We start from the raw sequence: 15,786 nt of genomic DNA, 5'->3' as shown, positions 1-15,786 counted from the left end.
GCTGTGGCATCACCCTGCGAGAAGGAAGTACGTCATGGATGACCGCATCAAGGTGTTCGAGCGGGCGAAGGAACTGCTGCTCGACCACGACATGATGGGATTCGCGAACCTGTGGGCCGTCGACGGCACCATGGAGTTCCCCTTCGCCCCGGCCGGCCGGCCGCGTCTGCTGGAAGGGCGTGAGGCCGTGCGCGAATACGTGCGGGACTACGCCGACCACATCGATCTGCGCGCCGTCGCGCATCAGGTCATCCACCGCACCGAGGACCCCGAGGTGCTGATCGTGGAGTTCTCGATGGACGCCGTGGCCGTCTCGTCCGGCCGCCCGCTCCGCCCCTCGTACATCGCCGTCATCACCGTCCGGGACGGCGAGATCGCCTCGTACCGCGACTACTGGAACCCGCTGATGCTCAGCGAGGTCAGCTTCGGTGCCGAGGAGGACCGGACCAATGGCTGAACCCACTGTTCTGGTCCTCGGCGCCACCGGGAACACCGGTTCCAAGGTGCTGCGGATGGTGCGCGCACAGGGCGCGCGGGCGCTGGCCGCCACCCGGCGGCCCGAGTCCGCGGCAGCGGCCGAGGCGGGCGAGGCCGTCCGGTTCGACTGGCACGACCCGGCCGGCTATGCAACGGCGCTGAACGGCGTGGAGCGGATCTATCTCGTCTCGCCCCCTGGGGGTGGCCGAGCCGCGGCCCGTGGTCGAGCCGTTCCTGAACACCGCTGTCGCCCAGGGCGTACGACGGGTGGTGCTGCTGAGCTCCTCCGCGGTCCCCGAAGCGCCCACGGGCCTCGGCGCACTGCATACGCTGGTGAAGGAGACCGTTCCGGAGTGGGCGGTGCTGCGGCCCTCGTGGTTCATGCAGAACTTCACCGGTGACCATGCGGTGGCCCATGCCATCCGCGGCGACGGCGAGATCGTCACCGCCACCGGGGACGGCAAGGTGGCCTTCGTCGACGCGACGGATATCGCCGCAGTCGCCACCCGGGCCCTGCTGGACGACCGCCCGCACAACACGGACCACGTCATCACCGGTCCCGAGGCGCTCGGCTACGCGGAGGCGGCGCACATGGTGACAGAGGTCTCCGGGCGGCCGGCCCGCCATGTCGCGGTGGAGGCCGGGGAGTTGCGGGAGCGGCTGAAGGCGATAGGGATCCCGGCGGAGTTCGCCGCGGTGCTCGCCGGGCTCGACGAGGACATCCGGCACGGCGCGGAGGACCGGACGACCGACACCGTCCAGCGGGTCACGGGGCGCGCTCCCCGCTCCTTCCGCGCCTTCGCCGAGGCACACCGCGCCGCCTTCACCGAGGCGCATCCCGCCGCTTTCGCCCCGGCGCCCGCCGTCCAGGGTCTGTCGTTTGGATCAGGCCGGATCAGGGAGCGGGGTCAGGGGGTACCACCCAGCGGTAGCTGGGGGAGCGTGCGGCCGCAAGACGGAGGAGGGAGTCGACGCGGAGCGTCGGCGAGTGACGACAACGCCGCAGATGCGCGTGCCAGACCCCGCGAGCCCGGCCTGATCCGAACGACAGGCCCTGGGCCCGGCCCGCTGTCCGGCGGACCGTCAGGGGCCCGCGGCGTCCGTCGCCGACGTCAACAGGCGCCGAGGCCCACCGGACAGGGCCTGGCGGAACAGCACATCGCCTAGCGGAACAGCACATCCGGGAGGCCGGGCCGGTCGATGGCCTCCTCCAGGGCGGTGCGCAGAGTACGGCTGTCGGTGAGCGGGCCGCCGGGCCGGATCAGCCACACATGGCCCTGCCGGACACAGCCGGGCCTGGGGCAGCGCAGCACCCGGCCGGGCCCCGCCGCGGCCACTGCGCGGCGGCGCGCGTACGCCGTCCCGGCCAGCCAGCCCTTCCACTCGGCCGCCGATCCGGGCGGCACGAGGAAGGAGAGCACATGGCTGGCGGTGGCGAGCATCACCGGTCCCGCCGCGTCGCGCCGCCGAAGCGCCTGGATCACCGCGGTGCCGATGTCGTCGCACATCCGCACCAGGTCGAAGACGGGGCCCACCGGCAGATCGGCGAGGCCGGTGCCGCTGGCCCACTGCAGCCGCACCCGCCCGGGGTCGTCGCTCGCGGCCAGCAGCCATTCGGCCGCGTCGGTCTCCACGGTGACCCGCATCCGGCGGTCACCGCGCGCCCCCGCGTTCATGAGGTGGCCACCAGGGGCAGGGTGAACCACACCTTCTTCCCCCGGGCTCCGGGGGCGGGCGGCTCGGTGCCCCAGTCGAGGGCCAGGTCCTCGACGATGGCCAGCCCTCGTCCGGACTCCTCGGTCGGCTCCGGCTTGCGGGCGACCGGGATCACGGGCGAGCCGTCGGCCACCTCCACGCGCAGCTCACGGCCGAAGCGTTCCAGCGAGACGGTGATGGTGACGGTGTCGGCGGGGCCGGAGCTGCCGTGCTCCACGGCGTTGGCGAACAGTTCGTTGGTGGCGAGGACGACATGGTCCACGATCGCGCCGAGCCGCCAGTCGCGCAGATGCCCGGCGACCATCCGGCGTACGGCGGCGGCGCGGTCGGGAAGGGCGGGGAACTCCGCCCGGAAGAGCCGGCGGGTGTCCAGCGGGATCACCGTCCTCTCCCCTCCGGCGCAGGGGACGGGGATCGCCGCGGCGGCCGGCGCGGTAACCGGATCGGCTCCCGGCCCGGTAACCGGATCGGTTCGAGGCCCGGTAAGCGGATCAGTTCGCGACCGGGTAACCGGATCGGTTCGCGGGCGGTCCGTGGAGACCGCGATGCCATGGCTCGCGCCCATCGTCTCGCTCTCCTCATCGGCCGACGCCGGCCTGTGCGACAGTCCTGGAAAGGATCGGCTCACGGTGTCGGTCCTCACGCTCCTCGTCGGTCTGTGGGCTGTGGTGGCATACGGGCCCATGGAGTGATTGATGCTCCGATGAGCGGGTAAGCGCATTCTGGCGACCGACCGCCTGGCATCTGAGCTGGTGACAGGTGGTGCGCACACCCCACCCGACCCGCCTGGACAAGCTGCCCCGGACGGAGACGGCCCGGTCGCGGTGAGTGCCGGATACCGGCATGGTTCCTCCTTCGAAGGCAGCGCAAAGCGCCGTCGGTCGCCGTTCATGTAGACAAACGGTTGGACCGGCCGGTGGGCGAGAGGGCATGGGGGTTGTCCGGTTGTACGGGCGTAGTGGTTCGGGCTGTACGGTCCGGACGTGGCAAGCGTGAGCGACGGCCGCGAGGGGCGGCTCGGCCCGGGGCAGCGGTCCGGTGTGGACGCCAAACGGGTCCTGGTGACCGGGGGCTCCCGGGGGCTGGGTGAACAGATCGTACGGCTATTGGCCGCCGGTGGGGCGCGATTGGCCACGTGTGCGCGGACACCGGAGGATCTGCGGTCCCTCACGGCGTCCCTGAGCGCCGAGGGCCACGGGGAGTTGTTCACCCGTGCGCTGGATGTCACCGAGCCGGGGCTGCTGGAGGAATTCGTCGATGCGGCGGGGATACGTTTCAGCGGTCTTGACGGCGTGGTGGCCTGCGCCGGTGGCGCCCGCGGCCGCGGCATCGAGGACGCCGGCCCCCAGGACTGGTCGCTGACCTGGGAGATGAACGTGGGTCATACGGCACGGCTGGTGAAGGCCGCGGTGCCGCATCTGCGCCGCGCGGGCGGCGGCTCCGTGGTGGTGATCGCCTCCATCTCCGGCTGGAAGCCGGGACCCCAGGCGCAGTACGGGGCGGCCAAGGCCGCCCAGATCCATCTCGCGGCCTCGCTCGCCCGTGAGCTGGGCCCGGTCGGGATCCGGGTGAACGCCGTCTCCCCTGGGTCCATGCTGATCCCCGGGAAGCGGTGGGACCGGATGCGCACCGAAGCGCCCGAGGCATACGCCCGGTTCACGGCCGAGCTGCCACACGGTGAACTGGTCACCCCGCGGGAGGTCGCCCAGGTCGTGGCGTTCCTGCTCTCGGACGCCTCGAGCGGGGTCTCGGGTGCGCATCTGCCCGTCGACCGAGCCCAGAACGCCCCCACGCCGGGAGGGTATTGACCCCCCGGCGCTCCCCCGAGCGGAGGCGCTCCGGACACGTCACCGGCCGCTCACACGGAGCGGCCGGAGACTTCGCCGAGGCACCGGGCGGGGCGAAGCCCCGGGGCCCGGAGCCTCAGGCGGCCACGCCGAGCACCGTCCGGGAGCGCTGCTCGAAGTCCCGGACCATGGGCTCCCCGCGGTGCGGCCGCAGCCGGGTGCGGAAGTCGCGCAGCGCCTGGATCGAGCGCTCGCTGTGCACCCCGCTGAGCGTGTCCAGCGCCTCCCCCGCGGTGCCGACGGCCTCGTCCAGCCGGTTCTGCTGGAGATAGGACGTCGCCAGCACGGATCTGCTGATGGCCTGGCGCCGGCGCCGGTCGGCGTTGGCGCGCACGGATTCGGCGGCAGCGTGCTCGGCCTCGGTGGCGTTGCCCAGGTCGCGGAAGCACAACGCCGCCTCGGCCGCCAGATAGTGGTGGTCGAGGAAGCGCACCCAGGGCGATTCCTGCTCGGAGCCCTGGCTGGCCTCCAGTTGGGCGTCGGCCGCGCGCAGCGACTTGGACGCCTCCCGGGGCTGGTCCAGGGCGGCGTAGCCCCGGGCGGCCATGGCGTGCAGCCGCATCAGCCCGAGCGGGCTTCCGGCGTGCTTGGCCGTGGCGACACCGACCCGGGCCAGCTCGACCCCCGCCTCGGGCTGGCCCAGGTTGGTCGCCAGATGGGACAGGCCGGCCAGGATCTGACCGCCCAGGACCCGGTCGCCGCCCTCGGCGCACAGCCGCAGCGCCTGGGTCATATAGCGCTGGGCCAGGCCGTATTCGGCGTTGTCATAGCTGCTCCAGCCGGCCATCGCGGCCAGCTTGGCCGCGGCGGTGAAGAGCTGGCGCCGCTCCTGCGGGGGCGCGCCGCGCTGCTGGAGCATGGGGACGACCTCGGTCGACAGATAGAGCACGATGCTGGCGCGGACCTGGCCGCCGCCGAAGCGATTGTCCATCTCGTCGAACATGTTGATCGCCGCATGGACCTGTTCGACGCGGCCGCCTTCGGCCGCGGGTGCGAGCCGGGCGGGGTCCTGGTTCTCGACCAGCCACAGCAGCCATTCGCGCTGCGGGGTCACCAGTGCGCCGGCGACGAAGGGCACCGCGCCCAGCAGGCTGCGGCGGGATATGTCGGTGGAGCCGAGTTCGGCGAGCGTGTGCAAGGTTTCTGCTACGTCCTCCCGGTAGGCCAGCGCCCGGGCTACGACCGGACGCTGTCTGTCGGAGATGAACCCCAGCTCGGCGGGGGCCACGGGCCTGCCGAGCCGGTGGGAGAGCACGGCGGCGATCAGCTCCGGCGTGGTGCCACGCGGCTGTCCGCCTTGCAGCCAGCGGGTGACGGACGCCTTGTCGTAGTTCGACTCGCGTCCCTGCCTACGGCCCAGTTCGTTGACCCGCAGGGCCAATGAGGCGTAGGAGCATCCGGATTCCTTCAGCGCCGCGGCCAACCCGACGTTGGTCACGGCGCCTTGGCGCCCGCTTACCTGCTGTGCGTGATGCGTCACCGTGACCGTCCCTGTTTCGTGCCACGGCGGTCTGCGGGTTCCCCATCGTGCGGCGCCGACCTGCCGGCCGGGCACCTCAACGACGTTGTGGACATGGGTGGTTGGGAGCCCTCGCCATAGAGGGTGAGATGGGTCACGTGCTCACTATGCGTGGCGAAGCCATCACCCCGCAACCTTCGTTCTGATAATTTCAGAGCGATTCGCTCGCTCTGTCAGTGTCATCCATCGCGTGGCACACTGTGCAGGCATATGACAGCCATTCCTCCGGGAGGCGGACGTGAGCGAGGCACGGCCGGCCGGCGCCGCCCCCACCGTCTTGCGCAGAGTCCTCGGCAAGCGTCTGCGGCATCTGCGCGAGCGGGCGAAGGTGTCGTTCGAGGAAGCCGCGAAAGCCATCGAGGTCACCCCGTTGACCGTGCGCAGGATGGAAAAGGCGGAAGTCGGTCTCAAGATTCCGTATCTCAAGGAGCTGCTGCGGAACTACGGCGTCCGCGGCCCGGAGATGGAGGACTTCCTCGCCCTGGCACGGGAGGCCAACCAGCCGGGCTGGTGGCATCAGTTCCGCGATGTGCTTCCGGACTGGTTCAGTGCTTACGTCAGCCTGGAGAGTGAGGCCACCGTCATTCGGGCGTACGAGCCCCACTACGTCCCCGGGCTGCTCCAGACTGAGGACTACGCCCGAGCGGTACTGCGCATGGGCTTCCCCCGGGACACCGAGGAGGAGCTGGAGCGCCGGATCGCCCTGCGCGTCCAGCGCCAGGACCTGCTCACCAAGCCGGACGCGCCGACCATCTGGGCCATCCTCGACGAAACGGTGCTGCGCCGCCCCGTGGGCGGCGCGCAGGTGATGCGCGACCAGATCGACCACTTGATCGACACCTTGGAGATTCCCAAGGTCAGGCTGCAGATCATGCGGTTCTCGGCGGGGCCGCACCCCGGAGCCTTCGGCCCCTTCCACTACTTCCGCTTCGGATTCTCCGAACTGCCGGACGTCGTCTACACCGAGAGCCTCACCGGGGCGGTCTATGTGGACAAGCCGGCCGAAGTCGTCGCCTATCTCGAGGTCCTGGACCGGATGGCGGTCCAGGCCGAGCGGATCGGCGACTCCAGCACCATCCTGGCCGAACTGCGTAAGGAGCATTGAGATGCACGACCCCGTCTACAGCGGAATGCCGGCCACAGACCTGGGCACGGAGGGCTGGGAGAAGCCCTGGAGCGGGTCCAACGGCGGCACCTGCATCGAGGCCAAGCGGCTGCCGGACGGGCGGGTCGCGCTGCGCCAGTCCACCGACCCGGCCGGGCCCGCGCTGATCTACACCCGCTCGGAGGTGGCGTCCTTCCTGGAGGCGGCGAAGTCCGGCGAAGCGGACTTCCTCATCGCGTAGAGGGGCCACGCACGGGCGACCCCTCGAAAACCACTACGCCCGCACAACCGCACAACCCCGCACCGCACTCCCGCCCCCGCCGTCCCGCCACGCACACTGAAGACGCCGTGGCGGGCGGCGGCGTCGTCCCCCTCGCAGAGCTGAGAGCTATGGGACCGACAGGATGCCGGAAATGAACCTCGACCATGCGGTGGCACAGCACCGCACACTGATCGTCGAGGGCTGCGACGGGGTCGGCAGGGACGCGCTGCTGGCCGGGCTCGCCCGCCGGCACGGCTACACCGTCACCCGCGCCTCCCCCGACCTCCCGCATGTGGACCCGGTCCGGCCGTACCGCGAACTCCTCCTGTACGGCGGGCCGCTCGCGGTCGACGCCGGGCTGGTCGGCGAGCTCGTCTACGGACCGCTGCGCCGTGGCCACTCCCGGGTGACCTGGATTCAGGCGTTCGACTTCGCCGACGCGGTGGCCGAGCGCCACGGCGCCTTCGTCCATGTGACGGCCCCGGTGCCGGTGCTGAAGGACCGGCTGGCCGCCCGCGGCGCCTCGGCGGCGGCCCTCGCGGAGATCGGGGCCGCGGTGACCGGCTATGACCACGCCTTCTCCACTCTCGCCGAGCACGCCCCGGTGCTCACCATCGAGGAGCAGCCGGCCGCCGGCGGCGGCCCGGGTCCGGATCCGGGCCGCGGCGAGGCGGCGCCCGAGCCGGTCTCCTCGTTCGCCCGGCCCCTCCCGCGCATCCGCTCCCCCGTGCCGTTCCACGCCCAGCGTCGCTGAACTCCCCGGCACCGGGCTTACGTTGGTGCCCCGCGAACCGCACCCGCACGGCAGGAGATGGCCCCATGACCGACGGCTCGTCCACCCCGGACCAGCAGGCCCTGAACAAGATCGACACCACGGTGCCGCATTCGGCCCGGATCTGGAACTACTGGATGGGCGGCAAGGACAACTACGAGGTCGACCGGATCGCCGGTGACGAGTACCGGGAGGTCGCCCCGAACATCGAGACCATGGCCCGGGCCTCGCGCGCGTACCTCATCCGCACCGTCACCCATGTGGCGGGCGACTGCGGGATCCGGCAGTTCCTGGACATCGGCACCGGGCTGCCCACCTACGACAACACCCACCAGGTCGCCCAGCGGGTGGCGCCCGAGGCCCGCATCGTCTACGTGGACAACGATCCCCTGGTGCTCCGGCACGCCCAGGCGCTGCTCACCAGCACCCGGGAGGGGGTGACCGACTACATCGACGCCGATCTGCACGAGCCCGAGCGGATCCTGGAGGCGGCGGCGAAGACGCTCGACTTCGACCGGCCCATCGCCCTGATGCTGATGGGCATCCTCGGCCATATCCGGAACTACGACGAGGCGGTGTCGGTCGTGCGGCGGCTGCAGGACGCCTTACCGTCCGGCAGCTACTTCGTGCACTACGACAGCACCGACACCGACCAGGCGCTCAAGGAGGCGCAGCAGGGCTACGACGACACCGGCGCCGTTCCCTACGTGCTGCGCAGCGTGGCGCAGATCAGCCGCTTCTACGCGGGGCTGGAGCTGATCGAGCCCGGTATCGTGTCGTGTCCGCTGTGGCGGCCGGGTCCCTCCGAGACGGGCATCGAGACCACCGATGTCCACGGGGGTGTGGCCCGCAAGCCGTGACGGCCGTGACCACCAAACGAATGGTTCGGCCACCGGGGAGGTAACCCCCGCCCCCGTCGCGTCGTCAGACACGGCGCCGGGAAGCTAGGCGGAGGGACGGGTGGGTGTTCGAGGTCGGAGCCTGGAGAGTGCCCTCCGTCAAGCGGCTGCTGCGGGCGTCGATCGCCGGTGCGCCCGCCGTCGTACGGCAACGCCGCGGCCCCCAGGACGAGTCACCGGGGCGGCCGCGGCATCTGGCCATCATCATGGACGGCAACGGCCGCTGGGCCGCCCTGCGCGGCCTCTCCCGCACCCGCGGCCATCAGGCGGGGGTGCTGGCGCTGCCACGGGTGGTGGACACGGCCCTGGAAGAGGGCATCGAACATCTGTCGCTGTTCTTCTTCTCCACCGAGAACTGGAACCGTCCGCGCGCCGAGGTGGCCGCCCTGATGCGGCTCACCGCCCAGTTGGCGGACGTCTTCCGGGGCTACGGCGAGCGGGGGGTGCGGCTGCGCTGGCTGGGCTCGGAGGCCCGGCTCCCCCGGGCCACGCTGGCCGCGCTGCGCCGCGCCGAGGCCGATACGTGCGACAACGGCGCGATGACGCTGGCCTTCTGCTTCAACCACGGCGGCCGGGAGGAGATCGCCCACGTCGCGACCCGTCTGGCCCGCGCTTCGGCGGACGGCGCGCTGGACCCCGGGCTCATCGACGAGGCCCTGTTCACCCGCCATCTGCCGCACGCCGATCTGCCGGACATCGACATGCTGGTGCGCACCTCCGGGGAGCAGCGCATCTCCAACTTCATGCTCTGGCGGGCGGCCTACGCGGAGCTCTTCTTCGTCGACACCCTGTGGCCCGACTTCACCGGTGAGGAGCTCCGCGCGCTGCTGGCCGCATTTGCCTCCCGGAAGCGGCGTTTTGGCGCGGGCGTCGGCCCCGGCTGACGCGCCCGCCGTTCCTCAGCAGGTCAGAGGAAGTCCGCTACGGTTCGGGCAGCGGCCCCAAGGGGCGCGGGGCTGTGTCGATGTGCGGCTCCGCCTCGCGGGCGCGACCAGCCACGACGGCGCCGCAGTCGGCCGACGACGCATCGCGACACTCCCGGCGGAGCGCTCAGCGGATCTGGACGCCGGAGAGGGTGCGGGCGATGACCAGGCGCTGGATCTCGCTGGTGCCCTCGAAGATCGTATAAATCGCGGCGTCGCGGTGCATCCGCTCGACCGGGTACTCGCGGGTGAAGCCGTTCCCGCCGAGGATCTGCACCGCCTGGGCGGTGACCTGCTTGGCGGTCTCGCTGGCGAACAGCTTGGACATGGAGCCCTCGGCCGACTCGAAGGGCTTGCCGGTCACGGCCATCCACGAGGCGCGCCACACCATCAGACGCGCGGCGTCGATCCGCGTGCGCATGTCGGCGAGCTGGAAGGCGACGCCCTGGTTGTCGATGATGGGGCGGCCGAACTGCTGCCGGGTCTTGGCGTAGTCGAGCGCGACCTCGTACGCGGCGCGGGCGGTGCCGACCGCCATGGCGCCGACGGCCGGGCGGGACGCCTCGAAGGTGGCCATGGCGGCGTTCTTCAGACGCTCCCCGCCCGTCTTGGCCCGCTCCCGGGCGCGCGCGAGGCGTTCGTCCAGCTTCTCCTTGCCCCCGAGCAGGCAGCTACCGGGCACCCGCACCTGGTCGAGGACCACCTCGGCGGTGTGCGAGGCGCGGATGCCGTGCTTCTTGAACTTCTGGCCCTGGGACAGACCGGGGGTGCCCGGCGGGATGATGAACGACGCGTGGCCCTTGGAGCCGACCTCGGGGTCGACGACCGCGACCACCACATGGACATTGGCGATACCGCCGTTGGTGGCCCACGTCTTGGTGCCGCTCAGGACCCATTCGTCCTTGGCCTCGTCGTAGACGGCGCGGGTGCGCATCGAGCCGACGTCGGAGCCGGCGTCGGGCTCGGAGGAGCAGAAGGCGGCCACCTTCACGTCGTCCGGGTCGCCGTACATCTGCGGGATCCAGGTGCCGATCTGCTCCTCGGTGCCGTTGGCGAGGACGCCGACGGCGGCGAGGCCGGTGCCGACGATGGACAGCGCGATACCCGCGTCGCCCCAGAACAGCTCCTCCATGGTCATGGGGATGCCGAGGCCGGTGGGGTCGAAGTACTGCTGGGCGTAGAAGTCCAGGGAGTACAGGCCGATCTTGGCGGCCTCCTGGATAATCGGCCAGGGGGTCTCCTCGCGCTCGTCCCATTCGGCGGCTGCCGGGCGCATGACGTCCGCGGCGAAGCCGTGGATCCAGTCGCGCACCGCCTTCTGATCGTCGTCGAGCTCGAACGAGAACTCCGCCATGACCCCTCCACGTGCTTATTACCTGCGGTAACCGCAGTCTGTTACCGACCAGTAGACGATGTCAACTCCCCCGGGCACGCGGGCCCCGCGGCCCCCGCGGGTGTTACGTTGCGCAGAGCGCGGAGCGCGATCGCGCCGGGAAACGCGAGGCGCGAGAGCGCGAGTACGACATCGGGGGCGGGGAGGCAACGCATGCGGACCGGGACCAGCCAGCGGGACGACCAGCGGACAACGGCCCAGCAACGGCGCAAGGAGCTGCTGGAGGCCGCGGACCGGGTGGTGCTGCGCGACGGACCAGAAGCCTCGATGAACGCCATCGCCGCCGAAGCGGGCATCACCAAGCCCATTCTCTACCGCCACTTCGGCGACAAGGGCGGCCTGTACCGCGCGCTCGCCAAGCGCCACACCGACGCCCTGCTCGCCTCGCTGCGCGCGGCCCTGGACGCGCCCGCCGAGGACCGCCGCCACCGCGTGGAGGCCACGCTGGACACCTATCTGGCGGCGATCGAGGCGCGGCCCCAGGTGTACCGCTTCTTGATGCACCCGGCCGACCACGGCCAGCAGGAGCCGGAGCAGGGCTTCGACGTCGGCCACCACTCCGCCCCGCTGCTGCGCAGGCTCGGCGAGGAGCTCGCCATGGTGATCGCCGAGCGGCTGGATCTGGGATCCGGCGGCGACGAGGTGGCCCGGGTCTGGGGCCACGGGATCGTCGGCATGATGCACGCGGCCGGTGACTGGTGGCTGCGCGACCGCCCGTGCGAGCGCGGCCAGTTGGTGCACCATCTCACCGATCTGCTGTGGGGACGGCTGTCGCTGGCGGACGACCGGGTCGGCGCCCCGGGCTTCTGAGCCGCCGGCCTCCGCTCGCATCCCGCCGCGCTCCCGCCGGAGCGGCCCTACGCCCCGGCGCCGCGCCGGCGCCGGAGCGGCCCTACGCCCCGGCGCCGGCCGACGCCGCCCAGGGCGCTCGGCGGACCGCCCGCAGCACCCTGCGCCGCCGCAGCCCGGAGAGCCGGTCGAGGAACAGCCCGCCGTCCAAGTGGTCGCACTCGTGCTGCAGACAGCGCGCGAAGAAGCCCGTGCCCTCGATCCGCACCGGCTCCCCGGTCATCGTCACGCCCTCGATCACCGCACGGTCGTAGCGCGAGGTGCCCGCCTCGATGCCCGGCAGCGACAGACAGCCCTCCGGCCCGTGCACGTTCACCCCGTCGGCCGCGGCCAGCCGGGGGTTGACGACATGCCCCAGATGGCGGTGGTCCTCGTCGTCCGGGCAGTCGAAGACGAAGACCCGCAGCCCCACACCGATCTGATTGGCGGCGAGCCCCACCCCGTGCGCCGCGTACATCGTGGCGTACATGTCCTCGATCAGCAGGGCGAGCTCGGCGTCGAACGCCGTGACCTCCGCGCACGGCGCGCGCAGCCCCGGATCGCCGAGGAACCGCATGGGCCGCACCGCTCCGCGGCTGCCCGGTATCACGCCATGTCGCATGGCAGCCAAGCCTACGGGGCGGGGGAAGTGTCCTGCGCGGGTGACGGAATTCGGGACAGCCGCCGGATCTCGATAGGCTGCTACCCGACCGTGGCCTCCCGGCTGGCGATGCGGCGCGGAGGGGGCGTACCACCGGCGCCTCGGGGGGCAGGTGCGGCGCCGGTATGCGAGGAGGATCGAGAGACGATGGCAGGCAACTCAGAGCCGCTGTCGCCACGTGCCAAGCTGGCCGTGACGGCGGGCAGGGCCGCGGCGGCGGTGTCGAAGGCCGCGGGCCGCGGCAGCGGATCGGTGATCGGCGGCAAGGTGGCCCTGCGCCTCGACCCCGATCTGCTCGGCAGGCTGGCACAGCACCTGGACGTGATCCTGGTGTCGGCGACCAACGGCAAGACCACGACCACCCGGCTCATCGCCGAGGCGCTGCGGGCGGCCGGTCCGGTCGTCTCCAACGCGCTGGGCGCCAATATGCCGGCCGGCATCACCTCGGCCCTGGCCGGCGGCTCCGACGCCCGCTACGGCGTCATCGAGGTCGACGAGAAGTACCTCGCCGGTGTGGCGCGCGACACCGAGCCCAAGGCCATCGCGCTCCTCAACCTCTCCCGTGACCAGCTCGACCGCGCCGCCGAGACCCGGATGCTCGCCGAGAAGTGGCGCGAGGGCCTGACCGGCACCAAGGCGATCGTGATCGCCAACGCCGACGACCCGCTGATCGTCTGGGCCGCCTCCTCCAGCCCCAATGTGGTGTGGGTCGCCGCCGGGCAGGAGTGGAAGGACGACGCCTGGTCCTGCCCGTCCTGCGGCGGTGTGCTGCAGCGCCCGGGCGACGACTGGGTCTGCGGGGAGTGCGGCTTCCGCCGTCCGGTCCCGAGCTGGGCGCTGAACGGCGACTACGTCCTGGACCCGCACGGCGCGGCCTGGCCGATCCACCTCCAGCTCCCCGGCCGTGCCAACAAGGCCAACGCGGCCACCTCGGCCGCCGTCGCCGCCGCCTTCGGGGTGCCCCCGCAGGTCGCACTGGAGCGGATGTACCAGGTCCAGGCCGTGGCCGGCCGGTACGACGTGGTCACCTTCCAGGAGCGCCAGATGCGGCTGCTGCTGGCGAAGAACCCGGCCGGCTGGCTGGAGACCTTCTCGCTGATCGACCCGCCGCCCACCCCGGTGATCCTCTCGGTGAACGCCCGCGGCGCCGACGGCACCGACACCTCCTGGCTGTGGGACGTGGACTACACCCGGCTCGCCGGGCACCCGATCTGCGTGATCGGCGACCGTAAGCTGGACCTCGCGGTGCGCCTGGAGGTCGCCGGGCTGGACTTCCGGGTCTGCGCGGACGTGGACGAGGCGGTGCGGATCTCCCCGCCCGGCCGCATCGAGACCATCGCCAACTACACCGCGTTCCAGGACCTGCGCCGCCGGGTCGGCAACTGACCCCCCGTACGAGAGGCACGAAGATGCGAAGCATGAGCCAGAACGGCCTGCGTCTGGTGTGGGTCTACCCCGACCTGCTGAGCACGTACGGCGACCAGGGCAACGCCCTGGTGGTGGAGCGCCGGGCGCGGCAGCGCGGGCTGGAGGTCTCCCGGCTGGACGTCCGCTCCGACCAGCAGATCCCCACCTCCGGGGACGTCTATCTGATCGGCGGCGGCGAGGACCGCCCGCAGCGGCTCGCCGCCGAGCGGCTGATCCGGGACGGCGGGCTGAGCCGCGCGGTCGCCAACGGGGCGATCGTCTTCTCGGTGTGCGCCGGGTACCAGATCCTCGGCCATGAGTTCATCAACGACCTCGGGCAGCGCCAGCAGGGCCTGGGGCTGCTGGACGTGGTCAGCACCCGCGGCGAGGGCGCCCGGTGCGTCGGGGACGTGCTGGCCGACATCGACGAGCGGCTCGGGCTGCCCCCGCTGACCGGCTTCGAGAACCACCAGGGCGTCACCCACCTCGGCCCGACCGCCCGCCCCTTCGCCCGGGTCCGGTTCGGCAACGGCAATGGCACGGGCGACGGTTTCGAGGGCGCCTACAACGACACCGTTTTCGGGACGTACATGCACGGCCCGGTGATGGCCCGCAACCCGCATATCGCGGACCATCTGCTGAAGCTGGCCCTCGATGTGAACGCGCTGCCGCCGGTCAACGACCAGTGGTATGAGGCGCTGCGCAACGAGCGGATCGCGGCGGCGTCCCAGCCCGCCTGAGCCGCGGCCCGCTCGCCCGAGCGCCACTCGGACGCCGTACGGGCGCCACTTCGCCGCCACCCGGGCGAAGGGTGCCCGCATGGCGGACATCCGACGGACGACCGCGCCCCCGCCGCCCGGCCGCTTGTAAGGTGGCGGGGTCCCGCCGGACGACGCGGTCCGGCCGTCGGCCCCCATCTCAGACAGAGGTATGCGTGCCATGCGCATTGGTGTGCTCACGTCCGGCGGCGACTGCCCCGGCCTGAACGCGGTCATCAGGTCAATCGTCCACCGCGCCACCGTCGACCACGGCGATGAGGTGATCGGCTTCCACGACGGCTGGAAGGGCCTGCTGGAGGCCGACTACCGCAAGCTCGACCTGGACGCCGTGGGCGGCATCCTGGCCCTCGGCGGCACCATCCTCGGCTCCACCCGGGTGCGCCCCGAGCATCTGCGGGACGGCGTGGAGCGGGCCAAGGGGCATGTGGCGGAGCTCGGCCTGGACGCGGTCATCCCCATCGGTGGGGAGGGCACGCTGAAGGCCGCCCGGCTGCTCTCGGACGCCGGACTGCCGATCGTCGGCGTGCCGAAGACCATCGACAACGACATCGCCTCGACCGATGTGACCTTCGGCTTCGACACCGCGGTCGGCGTCGCCACCGAGGCCCTGGACCGGCTCAAGACCACCGCGGAGTCCCATCAGCGGGTGCTGATCGTCGAGGTCATGGGGCGGCACACCGGCTGGATCGCGCTGCACTCGGGCATGGCCGCGGGCGCCCACGCCATCGTCGTCCCGGAGCGCCCGTTCGACATCGAGGAGCTCACCAAGGCCGTCGGGGCGCGGTTCGAGGCGGGCAAGAAGTTCGCGATCGTGGTGGTGGCGGAGGGCGCCAAGCCGCGCGAGGGCACGATGGACTACGAGGCCGGCGGCAAGGACGTCTACGGCCACGAGCGCTTCGCGGGCATCGCCCGCCACCTCTCCGTCGAGCTGGAGCGGCGGCTCGGCAAGGAGGCGCGGGCGGTCATCCTGGGCCATGTGCAGCGCGGTGGCACCCCGACGGCGTACGACAGGGTGCTGGCCACCCGCTTCGGCTGGCACGCCGTCGAGGCGGCCCACCGCGGCGCCTTCGGCACGATCACGGCGCTGCGCGGCACGGACATCGACCTGGTGCCGCTCGCGACGGCCGTGGAGCGGCTGAAGACGGTCCCCGCCGAGCGGTACGCCGAGGCCGAGTGCGTACTGTAGGGGCGACACAAA

17 protein-coding genes are annotated in these 15,786 nt (G+C 71.8%); 12 read left to right on the top strand and 5 right to left on the bottom strand.

Translation table 11 applies throughout. The features are described 5' to 3' along the window. Positions 1–34 precede the first annotated feature (34 nt). Both STRVI_RS16200 and STRVI_RS55950 read left to right on the top strand, forming a co-directional pair. Positions 35–457 carry a nuclear transport factor 2 family protein gene (locus tag STRVI_RS16200; RefSeq protein ID WP_014056740.1) on the top strand — a complete coding sequence of 141 codons (423 nt, stop codon included), beginning with the start codon at positions 35–37 and terminating at the stop codon, positions 455–457. Between the two features lie 221 nt (positions 458–678). After that, on the top strand, positions 679–1,644 hold the full coding sequence (locus tag STRVI_RS55950; protein ID WP_063644250.1) for a hypothetical protein: 966 nt from the start codon (positions 679–681) through the stop codon (positions 1,642–1,644). On the opposite strand, the gene STRVI_RS16190 is transcribed toward STRVI_RS55950, so the two are convergent. Further along, positions 1,641–2,153: a hypothetical protein gene (locus STRVI_RS16190; protein WP_014056739.1), complete on the bottom strand. Its 513-nt coding sequence runs from the start codon at positions 2,151–2,153 to the stop codon at positions 1,641–1,643. The genes STRVI_RS55950 and STRVI_RS16190 overlap by 4 nt on opposite strands. After that, entirely contained in the window at positions 2,150–2,575 is a 426-nt protein-coding gene (locus tag STRVI_RS54305; RefSeq protein ID WP_251982635.1) for an ATP-binding protein, read from the bottom strand. Before STRVI_RS54305 ends, STRVI_RS16190 begins: the two co-directional genes overlap by 4 nt. Before the next feature lie 610 nt (positions 2,576–3,185). On the opposite strand from STRVI_RS54305, the gene STRVI_RS16180 reads away from it, so the two are divergent. Beyond that, the gene (locus STRVI_RS16180; RefSeq protein WP_014056736.1) at positions 3,186–4,001 is read left to right on the top strand and encodes an SDR family NAD(P)-dependent oxidoreductase; all 816 of its coding nucleotides are present in this window, start codon (positions 3,186–3,188) and stop codon (positions 3,999–4,001) included. 115 nt (positions 4,002–4,116) lie between these two features. On the opposite strand, the gene STRVI_RS16175 is transcribed toward STRVI_RS16180, so the two are convergent. Further along, the gene (locus STRVI_RS16175) at positions 4,117–5,478 is read right to left on the bottom strand and encodes a hypothetical protein (protein WP_251982633.1); all 1,362 of its coding nucleotides are present in this window, start codon (positions 5,476–5,478) and stop codon (positions 4,117–4,119) included. Positions 5,479–5,797: 319 nt separating this feature from the next. Between STRVI_RS16175 and STRVI_RS16170 the strand changes: the two genes are divergently transcribed. The 5 genes from STRVI_RS16170 (at position 5,798) to uppS (ending at position 9,481) form a co-directional block, all read left to right on the top strand. Next, the gene (locus STRVI_RS16170; protein WP_014056734.1) at positions 5,798–6,664 is read left to right on the top strand and encodes a helix-turn-helix domain-containing protein; all 867 of its coding nucleotides are present in this window, start codon (positions 5,798–5,800) and stop codon (positions 6,662–6,664) included. A gap of 1 nt (position 6,665) precedes the next feature. Further along, positions 6,666–6,905: a DUF397 domain-containing protein gene (locus STRVI_RS16165; protein ID WP_014056733.1), complete on the top strand. Its 240-nt coding sequence runs from the start codon at positions 6,666–6,668 to the stop codon at positions 6,903–6,905. Positions 6,906–7,077: 172 nt separating this feature from the next. After that, on the top strand, positions 7,078–7,680 hold the full coding sequence (locus STRVI_RS16160) for a hypothetical protein (protein WP_014056732.1): 603 nt from the start codon (positions 7,078–7,080) through the stop codon (positions 7,678–7,680). A gap of 65 nt (positions 7,681–7,745) precedes the next feature. Further along, a complete protein-coding gene (locus STRVI_RS16155) occupies positions 7,746–8,558 on the top strand; it encodes an SAM-dependent methyltransferase (RefSeq protein ID WP_014056731.1) in 813 nt (270 codons plus the stop codon). A 104-nt stretch (positions 8,559–8,662) separates the two neighbouring features. Further along, complete coding sequence (gene uppS / locus STRVI_RS16150; protein ID WP_014056730.1) at positions 8,663–9,481, top strand: polyprenyl diphosphate synthase; 819 nt, start codon at positions 8,663–8,665, stop codon at positions 9,479–9,481. 166 nt (positions 9,482–9,647) lie between these two features. On the opposite strand, the gene STRVI_RS16145 is transcribed toward uppS, so the two are convergent. Next, positions 9,648–10,874 carry an acyl-CoA dehydrogenase family protein gene (locus tag STRVI_RS16145; RefSeq protein WP_014056729.1) on the bottom strand — a complete coding sequence of 409 codons (1,227 nt, stop codon included), beginning with the start codon at positions 10,872–10,874 and terminating at the stop codon, positions 9,648–9,650. Positions 10,875–11,066: 192 nt separating this feature from the next. Here STRVI_RS16145 and STRVI_RS16140 point away from each other — a divergent pair, with 192 nt between their 5' ends. Beyond that, a complete protein-coding gene (locus STRVI_RS16140) occupies positions 11,067–11,723 on the top strand; it encodes a TetR family transcriptional regulator (protein WP_014056728.1) in 657 nt (218 codons plus the stop codon). Between the two features lie 82 nt (positions 11,724–11,805). Here STRVI_RS16140 and def read toward each other — a convergent pair whose 3' ends face one another. Next, entirely contained in the window at positions 11,806–12,363 is a 558-nt protein-coding gene (gene def, locus STRVI_RS16135) for a peptide deformylase (RefSeq protein ID WP_014056727.1), read from the bottom strand. Between the two features lie 186 nt (positions 12,364–12,549). Here def and STRVI_RS16130 point away from each other — a divergent pair, with 186 nt between their 5' ends. From STRVI_RS16130 to STRVI_RS16120, 3 genes are all read left to right on the top strand, one after another. Beyond that, a complete protein-coding gene (locus STRVI_RS16130; RefSeq protein ID WP_014056726.1) occupies positions 12,550–13,788 on the top strand; it encodes a Mur ligase family protein in 1,239 nt (412 codons plus the stop codon). A 32-nt stretch (positions 13,789–13,820) separates the two neighbouring features. After that, complete coding sequence (locus STRVI_RS16125; RefSeq protein ID WP_043235989.1) at positions 13,821–14,549, top strand: type 1 glutamine amidotransferase; 729 nt, start codon at positions 13,821–13,823, stop codon at positions 14,547–14,549. Positions 14,550–14,748: 199 nt separating this feature from the next. After that, entirely contained in the window at positions 14,749–15,774 is a 1,026-nt protein-coding gene (locus STRVI_RS16120; protein ID WP_014056724.1) for a 6-phosphofructokinase, read from the top strand. Positions 15,775–15,786 lie beyond the last annotated feature (12 nt).

It is taken from the genome of Streptomyces violaceusniger Tu 4113 (genome assembly GCF_000147815.2).
GTDB lineage: Bacteria > Actinomycetota > Actinomycetes > Streptomycetales > Streptomycetaceae > Streptomyces > Streptomyces violaceusniger_A.
This window is presented reverse-complemented; position numbering and strand designations above follow the sequence as displayed.

Coding starts and splice junctions, on each gene's coding strand:
- STRVI_RS16160 (WP_014056732.1), top strand. CDS start 7,078: ATGAACCTCGACCATGCGGTGGCACAGCACCGCACACTGATCGTCGAG.
- STRVI_RS16125 (WP_043235989.1), top strand. CDS start 13,821: ATGAGCCAGAACGGCCTGCGTCTGGTGTGGGTCTACCCCGACCTGCTG.
- STRVI_RS16130 (WP_014056726.1), top strand. CDS start 12,550: ATGGCAGGCAACTCAGAGCCGCTGTCGCCACGTGCCAAGCTGGCCGTG.
- def (WP_014056727.1), bottom strand. CDS start 12,363: ATGCGACATGGCGTGATACCGGGCAGCCGCGGAGCGGTGCGGCCCATG.
- STRVI_RS16190 (WP_014056739.1), bottom strand. CDS start 2,153: ATGAACGCGGGGGCGCGCGGTGACCGCCGGATGCGGGTCACCGTGGAG.
- STRVI_RS16145 (WP_014056729.1), bottom strand. CDS start 10,874: ATGGCGGAGTTCTCGTTCGAGCTCGACGACGATCAGAAGGCGGTGCGC.
- STRVI_RS16155 (WP_014056731.1), top strand. CDS start 7,746: ATGACCGACGGCTCGTCCACCCCGGACCAGCAGGCCCTGAACAAGATC.
- STRVI_RS16165 (WP_014056733.1), top strand. CDS start 6,666: ATGCACGACCCCGTCTACAGCGGAATGCCGGCCACAGACCTGGGCACG.
- STRVI_RS16200 (WP_014056740.1), top strand. CDS start 35: ATGGATGACCGCATCAAGGTGTTCGAGCGGGCGAAGGAACTGCTGCTC.
- STRVI_RS16140 (WP_014056728.1), top strand. CDS start 11,067: ATGCGGACCGGGACCAGCCAGCGGGACGACCAGCGGACAACGGCCCAG.
- STRVI_RS16120 (WP_014056724.1), top strand. CDS start 14,749: ATGCGCATTGGTGTGCTCACGTCCGGCGGCGACTGCCCCGGCCTGAAC.